Annotated in this window: 18 protein-coding genes and 1 pseudogene; 17 read left to right on the forward strand and 2 right to left on the reverse strand. The window is 62.0% G+C overall.

All coding sequences use genetic code 11. From position 1 onward, the window contains the following. Window positions 1-111 precede the first annotated feature (111 nt). The 16 genes from gyrB (at window position 112) to ACVOJ1_RS04330 (ending at window position 15,980) form a co-directional block, all read left to right on the forward strand. On the forward strand, window positions 112-2,571 hold the full coding sequence (gyrB, locus tag ACVOJ1_RS04255) for a DNA topoisomerase (ATP-hydrolyzing) subunit B (RefSeq protein ID WP_065182134.1): 2,460 nt from the start codon (window positions 112-114) through the stop codon (window positions 2,569-2,571). Between the two features lie 67 nt (window positions 2,572-2,638). After that, the gene (locus tag ACVOJ1_RS04260; RefSeq protein ID WP_053517218.1) at window positions 2,639-3,484 is read left to right on the forward strand and encodes a CPBP family intramembrane glutamic endopeptidase; all 846 of its coding nucleotides are present in this window, start codon (window positions 2,639-2,641) and stop codon (window positions 3,482-3,484) included. Window positions 3,485-3,554: 70 nt separating this feature from the next. Then, window positions 3,555-4,361, forward strand: a complete 807-nt coding sequence (locus ACVOJ1_RS04265; RefSeq protein ID WP_053517217.1) for a M48 family metallopeptidase — start codon at window positions 3,555-3,557, stop codon at window positions 4,359-4,361. 132 nt (window positions 4,362-4,493) lie between these two features. Further along, entirely contained in the window at window positions 4,494-5,687 is a 1,194-nt protein-coding gene (locus ACVOJ1_RS04270; RefSeq protein ID WP_053517216.1) for a tetratricopeptide repeat protein, read from the forward strand. Between the two features lie 143 nt (window positions 5,688-5,830). Next, complete coding sequence (locus tag ACVOJ1_RS04275) at window positions 5,831-6,499, forward strand: energy transducer TonB (protein ID WP_053517215.1); 669 nt, start codon at window positions 5,831-5,833, stop codon at window positions 6,497-6,499. Window positions 6,500-6,591: 92 nt separating this feature from the next. Next, entirely contained in the window at window positions 6,592-7,353 is a 762-nt protein-coding gene (gene exbB, locus ACVOJ1_RS04280; RefSeq protein ID WP_053517213.1) for a TonB-system energizer ExbB, read from the forward strand. Between the two features lie 61 nt (window positions 7,354-7,414). After that, window positions 7,415-7,840 (forward strand): ExbD/TolR family protein, encoded by a 426-nt coding sequence (locus ACVOJ1_RS04285; RefSeq protein WP_053517212.1) that lies wholly within the window; start codon window positions 7,415-7,417, stop codon window positions 7,838-7,840. A gap of 3 nt (window positions 7,841-7,843) precedes the next feature. Next, window positions 7,844-8,257: an ExbD/TolR family protein gene (locus ACVOJ1_RS04290; RefSeq protein ID WP_053517211.1), complete on the forward strand. Its 414-nt coding sequence runs from the start codon at window positions 7,844-7,846 to the stop codon at window positions 8,255-8,257. 161 nt (window positions 8,258-8,418) lie between these two features. Then, on the forward strand, window positions 8,419-9,882 hold the full coding sequence (cls, locus tag ACVOJ1_RS04295) for a cardiolipin synthase (RefSeq protein ID WP_346480056.1): 1,464 nt from the start codon (window positions 8,419-8,421) through the stop codon (window positions 9,880-9,882). A 40-nt stretch (window positions 9,883-9,922) separates the two neighbouring features. Further along, window positions 9,923-10,192, forward strand: a complete 270-nt coding sequence (locus tag ACVOJ1_RS04300) for a hypothetical protein (protein ID WP_053517208.1) — start codon at window positions 9,923-9,925, stop codon at window positions 10,190-10,192. Between the two features lie 9 nt (window positions 10,193-10,201). After that, window positions 10,202-10,945: a pyridoxine 5'-phosphate synthase gene (locus tag ACVOJ1_RS04305; RefSeq protein ID WP_065182131.1), complete on the forward strand. Its 744-nt coding sequence runs from the start codon at window positions 10,202-10,204 to the stop codon at window positions 10,943-10,945. A gap of 77 nt (window positions 10,946-11,022) precedes the next feature. After that, complete coding sequence (locus ACVOJ1_RS04310) at window positions 11,023-12,114, forward strand: PA0069 family radical SAM protein (RefSeq protein ID WP_193395678.1); 1,092 nt, start codon at window positions 11,023-11,025, stop codon at window positions 12,112-12,114. Window positions 12,115-13,214: 1,100 nt separating this feature from the next. After that, window positions 13,215-13,622 carry a hypothetical protein gene (locus ACVOJ1_RS04315; RefSeq protein ID WP_277381236.1) on the forward strand — a complete coding sequence of 136 codons (408 nt, stop codon included), beginning with the start codon at window positions 13,215-13,217 and terminating at the stop codon, window positions 13,620-13,622. A 99-nt stretch (window positions 13,623-13,721) separates the two neighbouring features. After that, window positions 13,722-14,087: a hypothetical protein gene (locus tag ACVOJ1_RS04320; protein WP_346480057.1), complete on the forward strand. Its 366-nt coding sequence runs from the start codon at window positions 13,722-13,724 to the stop codon at window positions 14,085-14,087. A gap of 53 nt (window positions 14,088-14,140) precedes the next feature. Next, a complete protein-coding gene (locus ACVOJ1_RS04325) occupies window positions 14,141-14,614 on the forward strand; it encodes a hypothetical protein (protein ID WP_231108640.1) in 474 nt (157 codons plus the stop codon). 964 nt (window positions 14,615-15,578) lie between these two features. Next, window positions 15,579-15,980: a hypothetical protein gene (locus ACVOJ1_RS04330; protein ID WP_346480058.1), complete on the forward strand. Its 402-nt coding sequence runs from the start codon at window positions 15,579-15,581 to the stop codon at window positions 15,978-15,980. A gap of 117 nt (window positions 15,981-16,097) precedes the next feature. Here ACVOJ1_RS04330 and ACVOJ1_RS04335 read toward each other — a convergent pair. Beyond that, window positions 16,098-16,319: pseudogene (locus tag ACVOJ1_RS04335) on the reverse strand (transposase); the annotation flags it as partial. Beyond that, window positions 16,231-16,692, reverse strand: a complete 462-nt coding sequence (locus tag ACVOJ1_RS04340) for a helix-turn-helix domain-containing protein (RefSeq protein WP_481558694.1) — start codon at window positions 16,690-16,692, stop codon at window positions 16,231-16,233. The gene ACVOJ1_RS04340 and the pseudogene ACVOJ1_RS04335, both read right to left, overlap by 89 nt. On the opposite strand from ACVOJ1_RS04340, the gene ACVOJ1_RS04345 reads away from it, so the two are divergent. Next, window positions 16,625-16,849 carry an RHS repeat-associated core domain-containing protein gene (locus tag ACVOJ1_RS04345; RefSeq protein WP_481558695.1) on the forward strand — a complete coding sequence of 75 codons (225 nt, stop codon included), beginning with the start codon at window positions 16,625-16,627 and terminating at the stop codon, window positions 16,847-16,849. The genes ACVOJ1_RS04340 and ACVOJ1_RS04345 overlap by 68 nt on opposite strands. The last annotated feature ends 14 nt before the right edge of the window (window positions 16,850-16,863 follow it).

A 16,863-nucleotide genomic window follows, 5' to 3' on the forward strand; every position in this document is an offset into this window, starting at 1 on the left:
GCGTACAACAGGGCCGCTCGACCCTGGCTGGTATAATTCGGGTTGCAATCCTTTCATTCTCGGCGCACCGCTTCCTGTGGTGCCCGACCTGCGGAGCCTACGGCAAGCGCAATGAGCGACGAACAGAACACCCCGGTAAACAATGGCAACTACGACGCCAACAGCATCACCGCCCTGGAAGGCCTGGAGGCTGTCCGCAAGCGTCCCGGTATGTACATCGGCGACGTCCATGACGGTACCGGCCTGCACCACATGGTGTTCGAGGTGGTCGACAACTCCATCGATGAGGCGCTGGCCGGTCATGCTGACCATGTCGCGGTGACGATCCACGCCGACGGTTCGGTGTCGGTCTCCGACAACGGTCGTGGTATTCCGGTCGGCAAGCATGAGCAGATGAGCGCCAAGCTGGGCCGCGAAGTCTCGGCAGCCGAAGTGGTGATGACGGTCCTGCACGCCGGTGGCAAGTTCGACGACAACAGCTACAAGGTTTCCGGCGGCCTGCATGGTGTGGGTGTCAGCGTGGTCAATGCGCTGTCGCAGAAGCTGCTGGTGGACGTATTCCAGGGCGGCTTCCATTACCAGCAGGAATTCAGCAACGGCGCTGCCGTCAGCCCGCTGGCCAAGCTGGAAAGCACCACCAAGCGCGGCACGACCGTGCGCTTCTGGCCGTCGACCGTCGCGTTCCACGACAACGTCGAATTCCACTACGACATCCTGGCCCGTCGCCTGCGTGAACTGTCGTTCCTGAACTCCGGCGTCAAGATCGTGCTGGCGGACGAACGCGGCGATGGCCGCCGCGACGACTTCCACTATGAAGGCGGCATCCGCAGTTTCGTCGAGCATCTGGCCCAGCTGAAGACGCCGCTGCATCCGAACGTCATCGCGGTCAGCGGCGAATCCAACGGCATCACCGTGGAAGTGGCGCTGCAGTGGACCGATTCCTACCAGGAAACGATGTACTGCTTCACCAACAATATTCCGCAGAAGGACGGCGGCACCCATCTGGCCGGTTTCCGCGGTGCGTTGACCCGTGTGCTCAACAACTACATCGAGCAGAACGGCATCGCCAAGCAGGCAAAGATCAACCTGACCGGCGATGACATGCGAGAGGGCATGATCGCGGTGCTGTCGGTGAAGGTGCCCGATCCCAGCTTCTCCAGCCAGACCAAGGAAAAGCTGGTCAGCTCGGACGTGCGTCCGGCCGTGGAAAGTGCCTTCGGCCAGCGTCTGGAAGAGTTCCTGCAGGAGAACCCGAACGAAGCGAAGGCGATTGCCGGCAAGATCGTCGATGCCGCGCGCGCGCGCGAAGCGGCCCGCAAGGCCCGTGACCTGACGCGCCGCAAGGGCGCGCTGGATATCGCCGGCCTGCCGGGCAAGCTGGCCGACTGCCAGGAGAAGGATCCGGCGCTGTCCGAGCTGTTCATCGTCGAGGGCGACTCGGCAGGTGGTTCGGCCAAGCAGGGTCGCAACCGCAAGAACCAGGCGGTGCTGCCGCTGCGCGGCAAGATCCTCAACGTGGAACGTGCGCGCTTCGACCGCATGCTGTCGTCCGACCAGGTCGGCACGCTGATCACCGCGCTCGGTACCGGCATCGGCCGTGATGAGTACAACCCGGACAAGCTGCGCTACCACAAGATCATCATCATGACCGACGCCGACGTCGACGGCGCCCATATCCGCACGCTGCTGCTGACGTTCTTCTACCGTCAGATGCCGGAGCTGATCGAGCGCGGCTACGTCTACATCGGCCTGCCGCCGCTGTACAAGATCAAGCAGGGCAAGCAGGAGCTGTACCTGAAGGATGATCCGGCGCTGGACAGCTATCTGGCCAGCAGCGCGGTGGAAAACGCGTCGCTGGTGCCGGCCGCCGGCGAGCCCGGCATCGAGGGCGTTGCCCTGGAGAAGCTGCTGCTGGCCTACGCCTCCGCGCAGGACGCGATCGAACGCAATGCGCATCGCTACGATCGCAACCTGCTCGAAGCGCTGGTCGACTTCATGCCACTGGAACAGGACACCCTGCGCAATGCCGGCCAAGGCGAAGGCCTGGACGCGCTGGCCAGGCGCCTGAACCAGGGCAGCCTGGGCAGCCCGCGTTTCAGTCTGGAACTGCAGGAGGCCAATGAGCAGCGCCCCGCGGCCGTGCTGGTGACCCGACGTCACATGGGCGAAGAGCACATCCAGGTGCTGCCGCTTTCGGCCCTGGAAACCGGCGAACTGCGCGCGATCCACCAGGCAGCCAAGCTGCTGCATGGCCTGGTACGCGAGGGGGCGACCATCACCCGCGGTGCCAAGTCGATCGAGGTCGATTCGTTCGTCAAGGCGCAGAACTGGTTGCTGGATGAAGCCAAGCGCGGTCGCCAGATCCAGCGCTTCAAGGGCCTGGGTGAAATGAATCCGGAACAGCTGTGGGATACCACCGTGAATCCGGATACCCGCCGCCTGCTGCAGGTACGCATCGAAGACGCCGTGGCCGCCGATCAGATCTTCAGCACCCTGATGGGCGATGTCGTCGAGCCGCGTCGCGACTTCATCGAAGACAACGCACTGAAGGTCGCCAACCTGGATATCTGACACAATCGGGACGTGGCCGGTGCGCGGGGAGGCGCGCCGGCCCTTGCCCCTTGATCGCAGGTATCTGATGTCCGCTTCCGCTCCGGTTTCCGCACCGCCGCCGGTTCCGCCGGCGACCGCCGCCCCCCGCGCCGCTTCGCCGCTGGCGGGATTCTTCATCGATCTGGGCATCGCCGCCGTCACCCTGTTCGGCCTGAGCCTGATCAGTGGCCTGTTCTGGGGCCTGTACCGCGGGATGATGGTCGGCTACGCAAACGCGAAGGCCAACGGCGCCGCACCTGATCCCGGCACCCTGACCGAAGCACTGGGCCAGCCGGGTGCCCTGGCGCAGATCCTGATGGCGCTGTTCGCTACCGGCGGCGCCGCCCTGCTGCTGTATTTCTGGCGACGACCGGCCAATGCGGCCGAACGCCAGGCATCGCGTGACGCGCTGCGCCGCCCCTCCACCTGGGGCTGGACGCTGCTGGTGGCCACGTTGATCGTAGTGGGCAGCAACGGCATCGCCTTCCTGTCCCGGCAGTTCGGCATCGAACCGGTGCCGACCAACGTGGAACTGATGCAGAACGCGGTCGCGCGCTTTCCGCTGTTCCTGATGCTGTTCGCGGTGGTGCTGGCGCCGGCCTACGAGGAACTGCTGTTCCGGCGCGTCCTGTTCGGGCGCTTGTGGCAGGCCGGTCGCCCCTGGCTGGGCATGATACTGAGCAGCCTTGCCTTCGCCCTGATCCATGAAATTCCCGGCACCAGCGCCAACGGCCCGGCCGAGATCGCCCAGCTCTGGCTGGTCTACGGCGGCATGGGCGCTGCATTCTGCTGGCTGTACCGCCGTACCGGAACGCTGTGGGCGGCCATCGCCGCACATGCCCTGAACAATGCCGTGGCACTGGTGGCGCTGGTGTTCTTCGGCGCGACGTAACGGCTGTCCGCTTGACGAAAGATTAAGCAGCGACGATACACACTGCGCTCATGAACACGGGGGTGGACCCATGAAACAACTGCTGCTGGCCCTTGTCATCACCACCCTGGTCAGCGCCTGCGCGACCACCACATCGCCGACCGGACGGCGGCAGATGATCGGTGGCGTCTCGCAGGCACAGCTTGACCAGCTCGGCGCGCAGGCGTTCGCCGAGACGAAGCAGAAGGAAAAGATCAGCACGGACGGCCGGCAGAACGGCTACGTGCAGTGCGTGGTCAACGCGCTGGTCGCCCAGCTGCCTCCACAATACCGTGGCGTACGCTGGGAAACCGCCGTGTTCGTCGACAAGGAACCCAACGCTTTCGCCCTGCCTGGCGGCAAGGTGGGCGTGAACACCGGCATCTTCACCGTAGCCAGGAACCAGGACCAGCTGGCGGCCGTCATCGGCCACGAGATCGGCCATGTCATCGCCCGTCACCACGAGGAGCGCATCACCCGGCAGATGGGCGCGCAGACCGGCCTGGCGGTACTCGGCGCACTGGCCGGCGCTGCCTATGGCGAAGGCGCGGCCAGCACGGTCAACCAGCTTGGCGGCATGGGGGCACAGACGGCGTTCCTGCTGCCGGGCTCGCGGACCCAGGAAAGCGAGGCGGACGTGATCGGCCAGCGGCTGATGGCGCAGGCCGGTTTCAACCCGGCGCAGGCGGTGGACCTGTGGCAGAACATGATGGCCGCCAGCGGCGGACGCAGCCCGCAATGGCTGTCCACCCACCCCGATCCGGCCAACCGGATCCAGGAGCTGCGACGTGATTCCCCTGCCCTGATGCCGGTCTACCAGCAGGCGCAGGCGGCCGGACTGCGACCAAAGTGCGGATGAGTGCGCAGTTTCATGCTGTATTGCAGCACATAAAACGATTTCTCACGCCATCTGTTTCTGATACGTTTGGCGGCTCAGATTTTTCTGACAGTCCGACTTTGCCGCTATCCGGCGGTTCGATCGAGGTGAACGATGATTTTCCGTAAACACAAAGCTGTGCTTTCCGTCCTCGTCGCGACCGCCCTGACCGGCGCCGTGGTCACCGATGCGCTCGCGCAGTCCTCGCGTTCCTCCGACCGTGGCAACCGCGGCGGCAGCAGCAAGCAGGCCAAGGCCGAACCGCTGTACCCCAATGCGACCCGCCAGGAGCCGGCGGCCAAGTCCTCGGCCAAGATGGGTGGCAAGCTGCAGAAACTGGTAGACAGCTACAACAAGGAAAAGTTCCCGGAGACCCGCACCCAGGCCGACGCGATCCTGGCTGACAGCGCCGCGAACGAGTACGACAAGTCGCTGGCCGCGCAGCTGGCTTCGCAGGCCGCCTACCAGACCGACGATGTCGCCGCCGCCATCGCCTACCTGAAGCAGGTGCTGCAGTTCAACGGCCTGGACAACAACGGCCACTTCCAGTCGATGCTGATGCTGGGCCAGCTGCAGCTGCAGGAAGACCAGACCGCCGAAGGCCTGGCTACCCTGGACAAGTACTTCGCCGAGAGCAAGTCGACCAAGCCGGACGAGCTGATCGCCAAGGGCCAGGCGCTGTACCAGCTGGAGCGCTATCAGGAAGCGATCCCGGTGTTGAAGCAGGCCATCGCCGGCTCCACCGAGCCGAAGGACAGCTGGAACCAGCTGCTGATGGCGGCCCTGTCCGAGGCCGGCCAGACCGGTGAAGCCGTGCAGGCCGCCGAGGCCCTGGCGGCGAAGAACCCGAACGACAAGAAGGCGCAGCTGAATCTGGCCAACATGTACATGCAGGCCGACCAGATGCCCAAGGCCGCCGCGGTGATGGACAAGCTGCGCAGCAGCGGCCAGCTCACCGAAGAGCGCGAGTACAAGCAGCTGTACTCGATCTATGCCAACACCGAGAACAAGGAAAAGGACGTCATCGCGGTCATCAACGAAGGGTTGCAGAAGGGCATCCTGAAGCCGGATTACCAGGTCTACCTGGCGCTGGCCCAGTCCTACTACTACTCCGACCAGGTGCCGCAGGCGATCGATGCGTGGCAGAAGGCCGCCCCGCTGTCCAAGGACGGTGAGACCTACCTGAACCTGGCACGCGTCCTGCATGCCGAAGGTCGCGTCCCCGAGGCCAAGCAGGCCGCCCAGCAGGCGCTGGCGAAGGGCGTGAAGAACCAGGCTGATGCCAAGAAAATCATCAACCTGAAGTAAGTAGGAATAACGCCTGAACGCCTGCTCAGTTGATGCGCAGGCGCTCAGGATTGGTATAAGCTTGGAGGTTCCTGCGGTGTCATGCACCGCTGATCAGGGATTCCGCCCCCGGCATCCCGGCCCCACTATTGAGCTCTTGGCGCATGACGGAACAACTAGTCGTTCACCGGTACGAACAACCCGATGACAAGGGGCTGAGCTGGCCTCGCATCGTCGGCATCGCGTTTGTAATCGCCCTGCATCTGGCCGCCTTCATGATGCTTCTGATCCCTGCCGTGGCTCCCAAGGCCGCTGCGGAGAAGGAACGCAATGTGATGGTGACCATCGTCGACGCACCGCCGCCGCCGCCCCCGCCGCCGCCGCCGCCGCCGCCGACAGATACTCCGCCGCCGCCGGTGAAGAATCTGTCGCCGCCGAAGCCGTCGCCGGTCCCGCCGCCGCCGCAGGCGCCGGTCGTGGACGTGCCGGAACCGCGTCCGAACGATATCGTCACTCCGCCGACCCCGCCGTCGCCGCCAAGCCCGCCGGCGTCGATCGAGGCCAGCGTGGACATCTCGTCCAAGGCGATGAATCCCCCGCGTTATCCGCCGGCAGCATTCCGCGCAGGTATCCAGGGTGAAGTGATCCTGATCATTGATGTCGATGCCAGCGGCAACGTCACCAATGTCACGGTGGAAAAGTCCAGCCGTAACCGCGACCTGGACCGTGCTGCGATGGAAGCAGCACGCAAGTGGCGCTTCAACGCCGCTGAATCTGGCGGTAAGAAGACGGCAGGTCGCGTTCGCGTCCCGGTCAACTTTGCGCTGAACTGATGCGTTCGGGTGGCTTCGGGCCACCCCCGCTCCGGTTCGATTGTTTAGCTTAGCTACACCCTTTATCACCACACACAACAAAGGTAAGCGTCATGCTGCAGGAAATTTTCATCGCCGCTGCTGCCGGGGGCAATCCGTCCAACGCCCTGTCGCAGATGGGCTTCGAGCACCTGATCCACGAAATGACCACCAAGCCGGGTGATTTCGCTGTTTCCTGGGTCGTGCTGCTGACCCTGGTGATCATGTCGGCCATGTCCTGGTACTGGACCGTCATCAACATCTTCCGCGCCACCCGCCTGAAGAGCGCTGCCGATCGCGTCGTCAGCCTGTTCTGGGACACCCCGAACGCGCAGGACGCCATCCGTGCGATGGAAGAGCAGCCGGCTTCGGAGCCGTTCTCGAAGATCGCCCTGGACGCTGCCCAGGCAGCTGCCCACCACCAGCGCGCTGAAGGCGGCGGTACCGGTGGCCTGGGTGAGAACCTGAGCCGTTCGGAATTCGTCGACCGCGCCCTGCGTCAGGCCGTCACCCGCGAAAGCAACAAGCTGCAGTCGGGCATGACCCTGCTGGCCACCGTCGGCGCGACCGCACCGTTCGTCGGTCTGCTGGGTACCGTGTGGGGCATCTACGGCGCGCTGATCAAGATCGGTGCCACCGGCTCCGCTTCGATCGACGCCGTTGCCGGCCCGGTGGGTGAAGCGCTGATCATGACCGCGATCGGTCTGTTCGTCGCGATCCCGGCCGTGTTCGCCTTCAACTTCTTCAGCAAGATCAACAGCGCGACCATCAGCAAGTTCGATACCTTCGCGCACGACCTGCACGACTTCTTCGCCACCGGTTCGCGCGTCCGCTGATTGCGGCGCGCTTCCACCCGCGACGAAGCAAGTAGTCATCAAGATCTAGACGGAGCCCGTTATGGCTTTCAGTAGTGGTAACAGCGGCGGCCCCATGGCCGACATCAACGTTACGCCCCTCGTGGACGTGATGCTGGTGCTGCTGATCATCTTCATCATCACGGCGCCCCTGATGTCCCACAAGGTCAAGGTGGATCTGCCGGAAGCCAACCTGATCCAGAATCCGGATGACGCCGAAAAGCGCTCCGGTCCGATCACCCTGGCAGTCAAGGAAGACGGCTCGATCTACTGGAACGACGAAGAAATCACCAAGCAGACGCTCGAGTCGCGCTTGGCGACCGCCGCCCAGCAGACCCCGCAGCCGCCGCTGAACCTGCGTGGTGACCGCACCACCAAGATGCGCGTCATCAACGACCTGACCAAGGTCGCGCAGGAGCAGGGCATGCTGGACGTCGGCTTCGTCGCGACCAAAGAAAAGGGGCAATAAGCCATGGCATTCAGTAGTGGTGGTGGCAAGGGCCCCATGGCCGACATCAACGTCACGCCCCTCGTGGACGTGATGCTGGTGCTGCTGATCATCTTCATCGTGACCGCGCCGATCATGACCTACCCGATCGCCGTGGACCTGCCGCAGCGCGTGCTCAACCCACCGCCGCAGCTGGTCGAACCGCCGCCGCCGATCGAACTGAAGATCGACGCCAGCAACCAGGTCTCGTGGAACAACAGCCCGATCAGCACCAGCGAGCTGCAGCAGCGGATGGAACAGGAGGTCCAGCGTGACCCGACCAACCAGCCGGAACTGCGGATCGATGCAAGCCCGGATTCCGAGTACGACGTGATGGCCAAGGTTCTGGCTGCCGCGAAGAATGCTCAGATGAAGAAGATCGGCTTCGTACAGCAGTAAACGCAATACCGCAACACAACAGTCATGACGCGACTGCAGACGCCCCTGGAGACAGGGGCGTCTTTTTTTGTGCCTGCGAAGCCCGACGGGGTCAGATCCCTTTCCCTGCGGAAAAGGGATCTGACCCCCCTCTGACTTCACGCGCCCGCTATGATCGGCGCATGCTCGCCCTCTTCGACTCCCTCCGCCACTGGCTTGATGGCATTGCCCACCTGGGTTCGATCCTGGCCGTGGCCTACCTGCTGTACCTGCTCGCGCTGGCGGGCTGGATCATGCTGCAGAAGCGCGAACCGGTAGCCACGCTGAGCTGGATCCTGTCGCTGGCCCTGCTGCCCTACCTCGGCCTTTTCATCTATTACCTGCTCGGTCCGCAGAAGGTGAAGCGGCAGCGCCTGCGTCGTGGCCGCGCGCGATCGGGGATGGAGCATTACAGCGACGTCTGCCCGCCCGATGCCGATTGCACCGAGCTGGCCAAGATCGCCCAGGCCACCACCGGACTGGCGCCGAGCAGTGCCACCGAAGTGACCTGGCTGGTCGATGGCGCGGCGACCTATGCCGCGCTGCTGGAAGCGGTGACGCAGGCGCGTGACCACGTGCATCTGGAGTACTACATCTTCAATCCCGACCATGCCGGAACCACACTGCGTGATGCCCTGGTCGAACGTGCCCGCGCCGGCGTGCAGGTGCGGCTGCTGCTCGATGCAGTGGGCTCGTCCGCGGTGCCGCGACGCTTCCTGCAGCCGCTGCTCGACGCCGGCGGTGAAGCGGTCTGGTTCCATCCCCGCCAGCTGCTGAAGCCCTTCAAGCGACCGTGGCTGAACCTGCGCACCCACCGCAAGCTGGTGATCGTCGATGGCCGCCTCGCGTTCACCGGCGGCATCAACATCACCGATGACGAGGATGAGAGCCGCAACGCCAACGCCTATCGCGACCTGCACATGCGCATCCGCGGTCACGTGGTCCGCAGCCTGCAACTGGTGTTTGCCGAGGACTGGCTCTACGCCAGCGGTCAGGACCACTCGCATTTCGACATCGCGCGGATGTGGCCGGCGGACATGCCGCTCCGCGGCGAAGGCTCGATCAACGCACAGGTGCTGGTGTCCGGCCCGGACTCGGGCTGGGAGACCATCCACCGGCTCCACGTGGCGGCCATCCAGGAAGCGCAGGAGCGCGTGTGGCTGGTCACGCCCTACTTCGTGCCGGGCGAAGCCGCGCGGATGGCGCTGACCTCGGCCGCGCTGGGGGGACTGGACGTGCGGCTGCTGGTGCCGAAGATGAGCGATTCCTGGTTCGTGACCCAGGCCGCACGGTCCTACTTCGACGAGCTGCTGCACGCCGGGGTGAAGATCTACGAGTACGGCCCCCGCATGCTGCACACCAAGGCCTTCATCGCCGACGACGATGTCTGCATCGTCGGCAGTGCCAACTTCGACCATCGCAGCTTCCGCCTGAACTTCGAACTGTCGATGATGATCAGCGACCGCGAGCGGGTGGCCGCCCTGGCGGGCCTGCTGGAGGCCGAGTTCGAGCGCGCTACCCGCGTGCACGACCAGGCGGCGGCCCGCTCGCTGTGGCTGCAACGCCTGCCCGAGGCCTTCGCGCGCCTGGCCTCGCCGCTGCTGTAAGGCGGCGCTACACTGCGGCGATCATCCGGGGAGCCTGACTATGTACTGGTTGTACCTGCTGCCGGCGCTGGGCTGTTTCGCCTTCGCGCTGAAAACCCCAAGCCCGGGGCTGATGGCGCTGGCGCTGCTGGCGGCCCTCGCCTTCCTGCTGGCCTGGGTGCGTGGCCGCTACGTGGCCCGGTTCGGTGATCTGCAGAGTGATCCCTCAACCCTGATCGATGCCGACGAGCTGCGCCGCCTGCGTGAGCAGGCCGAGGCCCGTGGCGCGGATCAACGCGACGAACACGATCCGTCCCCTCTTTCCAAGTAGTACCGTTCGATGACCCAGCTCAGTGTCAACGTCAACAAGATCGCCGTCCTGCGCAATTCGCGCGGTGGTGCCGAACCCGATGTGGTGCGTGCCGCCCAGGCCTGCCTGGATGCCGGCGCCCATGGCATCACCGTGCATCCGCGACCCGATCGACGCCACATCACCGCCGAGGACGTGCTTGCGCTGTCCACGCTGACCCGCGTCCGTGGCGTCGAATTCAACATCGAAGGCAATCCCTTCGCACCGCCACGCGACGGCTACCCGGGGCTGCTGCCGCTGTGCGCGCAGACGCGTCCGGCGCAGGCCACCCTGGTGCCGGACGGCGATGGCCAGATCACCTCCGACCACGGTTTCGACTTCGAGCGCGACGGCGAGCGCCTGCGTCCGCTGGTGGCGGAGTTGAAGGCGATGGGCTGCCGGGTCAGCCTGTTCGTCGATGCCGGCAACCCGCTGCTGGAACAGGCGGCCGAGGTCGGCGCCGATCGCATCGAGCTGTACACCGGACCCTATGCCGAAGCGCACGCCGCAGGCGACGCCGCAGCGATGCTGGCGCTGTTCGCCACGGCCGCGCGCCGCGCGCAGGCCGTGGGGCTTGGTGTGAACGCCGGCCATGATCTGTCGCAGGACAACCTGCGTGACTTCCTGGCGAACGTGCCGGAGGTGCTGGAGGTCTCGATCGGGCATGCGCTGATCGGCGAGGCCCTGTATGACGGGCTGGATGCGACCGTTCGGGGCTATCTGGCGCTGCTCTGAGGTAGCGCCGGACCCTGCCCGGCGGGGCCAATACTGTTGTCGCAGCCGCTGAGACGGCAGCGGCGTAGGCTACCCACATGGGTATCGCGATCAAAGGCCGAGGGTCCACCTCCCACCTTGCCGGGCGCTTCGAGAGCACCGTCAGCGAGGCGGTGGACGACGGCTGGGACGTGGATGAAAGCGACGAGTTCGCGGCCTCCCGCCTGCGCACCGAGGTACGCGCTGAAACCGCGCGCAGCATCATCAGCCGCAATACGTCCCCGGACGTAGGCTTCAGCCAGTCGGTCAATCCGTATCGTGGCTGTGAGCACGGTTGTTCCTACTGCTTCGCGCGCCCGTCGCATGCCTATCTGAACCTGTCGCCGGGCCTGGATTTCGAGACCAAGCTGTTTGCCAAGACCAATGCACCGCAGCTGCTGCGCAAGGAGCTGTCCCGGCCAGGCTACGCGCCGCAACCGATCGCGCTCGGCATCAACACCGATGCGTACCAGCCGATCGAGCGCAAGTTCAAGCTGACCCGTCAGTTGATCGAGGTGATGCTGGAGACGAAGCATCCGTTCTCGCTGATCACCAAGAACGCGCTGGTCGAGCGCGATATCGACCTGCTTGCGCCACTGGCGGCAGAGAACCTGGTCAGCGTGCATTTCTCGGTGACCTCGCTGGATCCACGCCTGTCGGCGAAGCTCGAGCCGCGCGCCTCTGCACCGCACGCGCGCCTGCGCGCGATGAAGCGTCTGCACGAGGCGGGCATTCCGGTTGGCGTGATGGTCGCGCCGGTGATTCCGTGGATCAACGACAGTGAACTGGAAAGCGTGCTCGAAGCGGCGCACGAGGCGGGTGCGCGTACTGCCGGCTATGTGCTTCTGCGCCTGCCTCTGGAGGTTGCACCGCTGTTCCGCGACTGGCTGGATGCCCACCATCCGGATCGCGCGGCGCACGTGATGAGCACCATCCAGCAGCTGCGCGGTGGCAAGGACTATGACAGCCGCTTCGGCACGCGCATGCGTGGCCAGGGGGTCTATGCGGATCTGTTGAACAACCGCTTCAAGCTGGCGCGCAAGCGCCTGGGCTTCGACGCCCAGAACAGCCACTGGCCGAAACTGGATTGCAGCCGCTTCCAGAAGCCGCTGCCGCCGAAGGTGGATTCGCCGCAGGGGTCGTTGTTCTGAAGTAGTGCGCTACTGCGGAACGCATATGGAAAACCGTGATCGCGATCTGCGCCTCGGCGACGGATACGACATCGCGACTGCACACATCGCTCTGTTCAACTGTGTGAACTCCAGATTACTATCCACTTCCTCAGACCCGGACGAAGCCGCCAGAGGGTAGAAGGACAACGTGACGGACCCTGCTTCGCCTCTGCGATTTTGGAAAGCAAACATTATGAAAGCGCTTTTCTGGCTTGGCATCGCGCTTCTTGTGATGCTCCCGGTGAACTTCCTTGTGGTGACTATTGGCAGACTTCTGTCAGGCGAAGTCTTTGGGGCAAGGGAAGTGGTAGGTCTTGGCATGGCGATATTCGGGGTGGCGGCAGCCGTCATTCTGTACAGATGGCGCTCACTCGGAAGCTCTCGACGACAAGGGAATCGTTGACAGTGGCTTCGGACTGATATGGTCGAAGCTGGTACGGGCGGTACTCACGGCAGCATTCCGGGCAAGGGAGGCGGGATATGCCTGGCGATCCCGTGCAAGCCACGAGCTGAGCGCAGCAAGGAATCAGGCGCTTCGTGCAGGCGGATCGATAACGTTGATGAAGCGAAGGCCGATGCCCAGTTGCAGATTGAGCAGCCGCTTGCCAGATGGGGGCCAACAGATCAATGCCAGTCTTTTTGTGCCAGAACGATCTGGAATGCAAGCGCCGCTGATCGACAGGCAAAGCAAGATCAGCGGTTGTTGAATTAAATGGTGCCGTGGCTGAGATGAGACTACGACAGAGTCTCCGATTGAATGGAATCAAACATTCCGGGATCCAATCCAACGAGCTTCTGAATACAAAGAGGGACATCATTCAGGAGTGGAAGACTGACTGTCCTGAAGACCAGAAGAAAGGCGGTGAGCGCCCTCGCGATACAAAAGAAGGTACGCAGCGCAGGATCACGCGAAAATTCGTTTGTGGCCCGGACAGCTGGGCAGTTGGTGGCTAGTCTTACCACTGGAAATCAGAAGTGCCAGATCAAACCAACATGATTATTGTAGAGCCTATGCAAAAACCCGGAGTGGGGCCGTGAGGTCCGAAGGCGGGAGAAATACTGACACTACGATTTGGCTGATGTTATGGGGCTGGATGGATGTCATTGGTTTGGCATTCATGGCGGGAGCAAACGTCTACCAGGGGAGGGTTCCAGTTCTTTCGGACATATCTGATGCGATCAAAGCGCAGCAAATGTATGGAAGCGTATTTCCAGTCATTGTTTCTGCGGTGAGCGTAGCTCTACTGGCTTCTTTTGTTGCGTCCGGATATCTGTTGATCAGGGGGAGCAATGCAGGGCGACGCCTCGCCTTTACTCAATCTCCATTCCGAATTTTCTTGTTCATGCCGTCGCTATTTTTTCTGGAATACACCGGCGCTGTCAGCCAGCACTCGTGGGTCCTAGTTGCAGCCTTGGTGCTCACAGAGCTCGCGAAGCTCTGGTCGATCAGGCGCCGCCCAGCCGCTGATCGGCTGGGTGGCGGATGAAAATTGTCGGGCTGCTATTGCTAGGCGCGATGATCTCGCATGTCGCCTGCTGCTTGCGAATGTCACAAATAAGCCCCACGTAATTTATTTCATCAAGTCATGAAACAGTCGCGCGGCCATTATCGAAGCTCTCGAGACCTGGATATGCAAGTGCTATCGCAGCAACTGTTCTCACGGTATGCGAGAGAAATCTGGAAGAAAATTGTGAATAATGCCAAGTTTGTAAAGATCTTTCTTCTGACGGCGAGGGCTACAAGTGTCGGCGCCTTGGTCTATTTCTACAGTAGGGCGTCGTCGCTCTACCGTCTTGTCAGAGAGTGCCTTGATCATGTGGAGGACGTTCCTGCGTTTGAAGCCTGCAAGCGTCATCCGGACTCAATTCAGTTTGAGCTCATTGGCATGACGGTGGCGTTCTTCGCGATTCTTGCGCTGACAAACTGCAAGATTCTATCTGCGGAAAAGTAAGGGAAAACAGAGTCATCTCCGATCTCGGAAAGAGACGGCAGTTGGGGAAGTGGATGGTAAAGACCAAATCGTTTTTCCGGTCGCTGCTGTACGTGGCGGTGGCTGTCCTGATAGGTGCGACCTACCTCTCAATGGGCCGTTCGATAGGAGGCGGAGATTGGAATGGGAAGCCAACGGAAGCAGAGTTGCGCGGGGCTGCCAGGACGTTCGTGCTGCCTTCTGGATTCCCTCCGACTGATGTCCAGATTCTGCAGAAGGTCACCTTCCTGGCGGTGGTCTTCGACGCTGAGCTCGAATCTGATCTAGAGCAGGTCGCTGCCTTCTTCTTGAAGCAGGCAGCAGAGAACAAGTGGCAAGTGAAAATGGACAGACAGCAGACCGACTACCGCCTGATGGTGTTCTGCGATGGCCGCTTGGCACGCTCGGTGGAGCTGACCGTCAGGGGGCGGATCGTCAAGCTGTATGGCGGGATCTACTGGGAGTCGAACAGGAACAGCGACATGTATTGCTCGACGGCTCTCCAGTAGGCAATGGCAGAATCACAGACCTGCCAGAACATATTCGGGGCTGTCCGTGACGTCTCACCCAGTACCGAACTACTTCTGCGCGCTTCTGCAATCAAAGCAGCACACAACAATTCTGGCGCATTGGCGGCTGCGGCTGTAGTGGGAGAGGAGATATGCAATTGAAATCCCCATTCAAATTTTCATGCCCCAGTTGTGGTGCTCCGAGGCAGGGCTTTCCGCTTCGCCGTTCGATCGAGAAGAAGGTAAGGACCGAATGCAGTAGCTGCGGAACCGAAATCGTTTCGGAGCTGGGCCACGTTAGATATGCAATCTGCTACGTAATCGCTTTGGTTTCTGTGGCGCCCATTGGGATTGTCCTTGTTGCGGGAATTTTGACCGCACAGTGGCTATGGGTAGCTGCAGCACTTATCCTTGCCAGCCTCATTTGGACTCCGACCATGCTTTTCCATTCGCGGAACGCCAAAGTGCTCATCGCCGACAGGCGACCGGAGCGATATGGGCGAACGCACACGCCAAGCACGTAGCTCCGAAAAGCTCCGTAAAAGTGCCGGTCCAATCAACTTCCAGGGTACAAACTCCGCACAGATGTCGCAGGCAACGAGGGCGATCGAAAGCGCCTGGAGTGGCAAGATCGGGGCCTACAACGTAAAGACAACAGTGAAGCCCATTCCGGTTTGGCACACCGCCACGACTAACGGAATCGCCATTCGATCCGGAATACGCGAGTCGTATGTGCAGACGCCTTGGGCCAGCGAGGGAGTCTGGTATATGCCCGGCCAGTGGGGCGACGCGACATTGGCTCACGAGGCAGGTCACTTGTTGGTTCTGGCTGACTATGGGACCGGAATCATGGGCAGAGATCTCAGTGTTCCCGTGTCCGAGCAGAATATACAGGATCTCCTCGACCCTTCGAATGAGGCCATAATCCGTGTCTGACAATGTAGTAACTAGAATTTCATTCTCCATGGTTCTGCTGGCGATGCTCGGCTGTCATGCGACCGAAGGTAACACCACACTCAGCCAACGATATGGGATATGCGCCAACCTCCCAGTTGGTGTTGAGTTTCGAAAGGTCGCACCCGGACCTGACTTTGATCTTGGGGTTCTGGAGTCTGAGGGGCATTACGCGGAAGTCTTCATCGGACGTCACCCGAAGTTCTCTCATCGCGTCATCAAGAGGGGCGTAACCGCTACAGATGGATTCGAGCTTTTGGGCCAGGAGTCCGGCGATGGCGTGGAAAGAATCCTGTACGCATATAATCGCGGTGACCCTGAAGGTCCGAGTTACGTCATGTTCATGGCCGTCGATATCCAGCCGATGAAGAAAATTATGAATGCAAAGAATTTTCTCGTGAGTTGTAGATAAACAGAAGTTCGCAGGCCGCGCCGCTGCCGTACTCTTCGCCCGAGTTTCAAACCTTCAGTTCGATCGAGAAGAAGATAATGGTCGGATGTAGAAAATACGGCACCGAAATCGGCGGTCTCAACTTGTAAGTGCAACACGTGATCTGAATGCCTGCAGTTCGGTATTCATGGCCTCGGCAGGTGTCTTCCAGCCCAGCGTCTGACGCGGTCGGGCACTCATCAACCACGCTACATGGTTGAGATATTCCTGGCTAGCCATGGACAGATCCGCGCCCTTGGGCAGAGACTGGCGCAGCAAACCACTGATGTTCTCGTTGCTTCCACGCTGCCATGGCGCATGCCTCTTTCTGCCGCAGCCACTCCCGCGACAGGGAAGGCGGACTGCGACTCAGCCGTGTAGCAATGGATCGAATACTTGCACCGTTGCCGGTCTCGATCTGGAGCACGGCGCGCTCCTCAGAGCTCAACTGACTGTAGTGTTTTCCAATGCGGTCACCCCACGCGAATCTGGGGTGTTGCACTTGAAGGTTGAGTGTGGTTCGGTGGTGAACTGGTTGGCATCGACAGGAGCGGGTCGGTGAACTTCGTTCACAACGACCATCTGGGGCGGCCGGAGCATGCGACCAACACGTCGCAGCAGGTGGTATGGAAGACGTACAACTATGCGTACGGGCGCAGCGTCCTGAAGGACGATATGGGGGGGGGCTCAACATTGGTTTCCCGGGGCAGTACTACGACGGCGAGAGTGGGCTGTGGTACAACGGATCCCGTGACTATGACGCGAGCGCTGGGCGTTATGTGCAGAGCGATCCGATTGGGTTGGCGGGGGGGGATCAACACGTATGCCTATGTTGGAGGGAATCCGGTTAGCCGAATTGATCCAT

The sequence above is a fragment of the Stenotrophomonas sp. STEN225 genome (genome assembly GCF_056756445.1).

Coding starts and splice junctions, on each gene's coding strand:
- ACVOJ1_RS04270 (WP_053517216.1), top strand. CDS start 4,494: ATGATTTTCCGTAAACACAAAGCTGTGCTTTCCGTCCTCGTCGCGACC.
- ACVOJ1_RS04310 (WP_193395678.1), top strand. CDS start 11,023: ATGGGTATCGCGATCAAAGGCCGAGGGTCCACCTCCCACCTTGCCGGG.
- gyrB (WP_065182134.1), top strand. CDS start 112: ATGAGCGACGAACAGAACACCCCGGTAAACAATGGCAACTACGACGCC.
- ACVOJ1_RS04300 (WP_053517208.1), top strand. CDS start 9,923: ATGTACTGGTTGTACCTGCTGCCGGCGCTGGGCTGTTTCGCCTTCGCG.
- ACVOJ1_RS04260 (WP_053517218.1), top strand. CDS start 2,639: ATGTCCGCTTCCGCTCCGGTTTCCGCACCGCCGCCGGTTCCGCCGGCG.
- ACVOJ1_RS04330 (WP_346480058.1), top strand. CDS start 15,579: ATGGTTCTGCTGGCGATGCTCGGCTGTCATGCGACCGAAGGTAACACC.
- exbB (WP_053517213.1), top strand. CDS start 6,592: ATGCTGCAGGAAATTTTCATCGCCGCTGCTGCCGGGGGCAATCCGTCC.
- ACVOJ1_RS04265 (WP_053517217.1), top strand. CDS start 3,555: ATGAAACAACTGCTGCTGGCCCTTGTCATCACCACCCTGGTCAGCGCC.
- ACVOJ1_RS04275 (WP_053517215.1), top strand. CDS start 5,831: ATGACGGAACAACTAGTCGTTCACCGGTACGAACAACCCGATGACAAG.
- ACVOJ1_RS04315 (WP_277381236.1), top strand. CDS start 13,215: ATGTTATGGGGCTGGATGGATGTCATTGGTTTGGCATTCATGGCGGGA.
- ACVOJ1_RS04325 (WP_231108640.1), top strand. CDS start 14,141: ATGGTAAAGACCAAATCGTTTTTCCGGTCGCTGCTGTACGTGGCGGTG.
- cls (WP_346480056.1), top strand. CDS start 8,419: ATGCTCGCCCTCTTCGACTCCCTCCGCCACTGGCTTGATGGCATTGCC.
- ACVOJ1_RS04285 (WP_053517212.1), top strand. CDS start 7,415: ATGGCTTTCAGTAGTGGTAACAGCGGCGGCCCCATGGCCGACATCAAC.
- ACVOJ1_RS04290 (WP_053517211.1), top strand. CDS start 7,844: ATGGCATTCAGTAGTGGTGGTGGCAAGGGCCCCATGGCCGACATCAAC.
- ACVOJ1_RS04305 (WP_065182131.1), top strand. CDS start 10,202: ATGACCCAGCTCAGTGTCAACGTCAACAAGATCGCCGTCCTGCGCAAT.
- ACVOJ1_RS04345 (WP_481558695.1), top strand. CDS start 16,625: ATGGAAGACGTACAACTATGCGTACGGGCGCAGCGTCCTGAAGGACGA.
- ACVOJ1_RS04320 (WP_346480057.1), top strand. CDS start 13,722: ATGAAACAGTCGCGCGGCCATTATCGAAGCTCTCGAGACCTGGATATG.
- ACVOJ1_RS04340 (WP_481558694.1), bottom strand. CDS start 16,692: ATGTTGAGCCCCCCCCCATATCGTCCTTCAGGACGCTGCGCCCGTACG.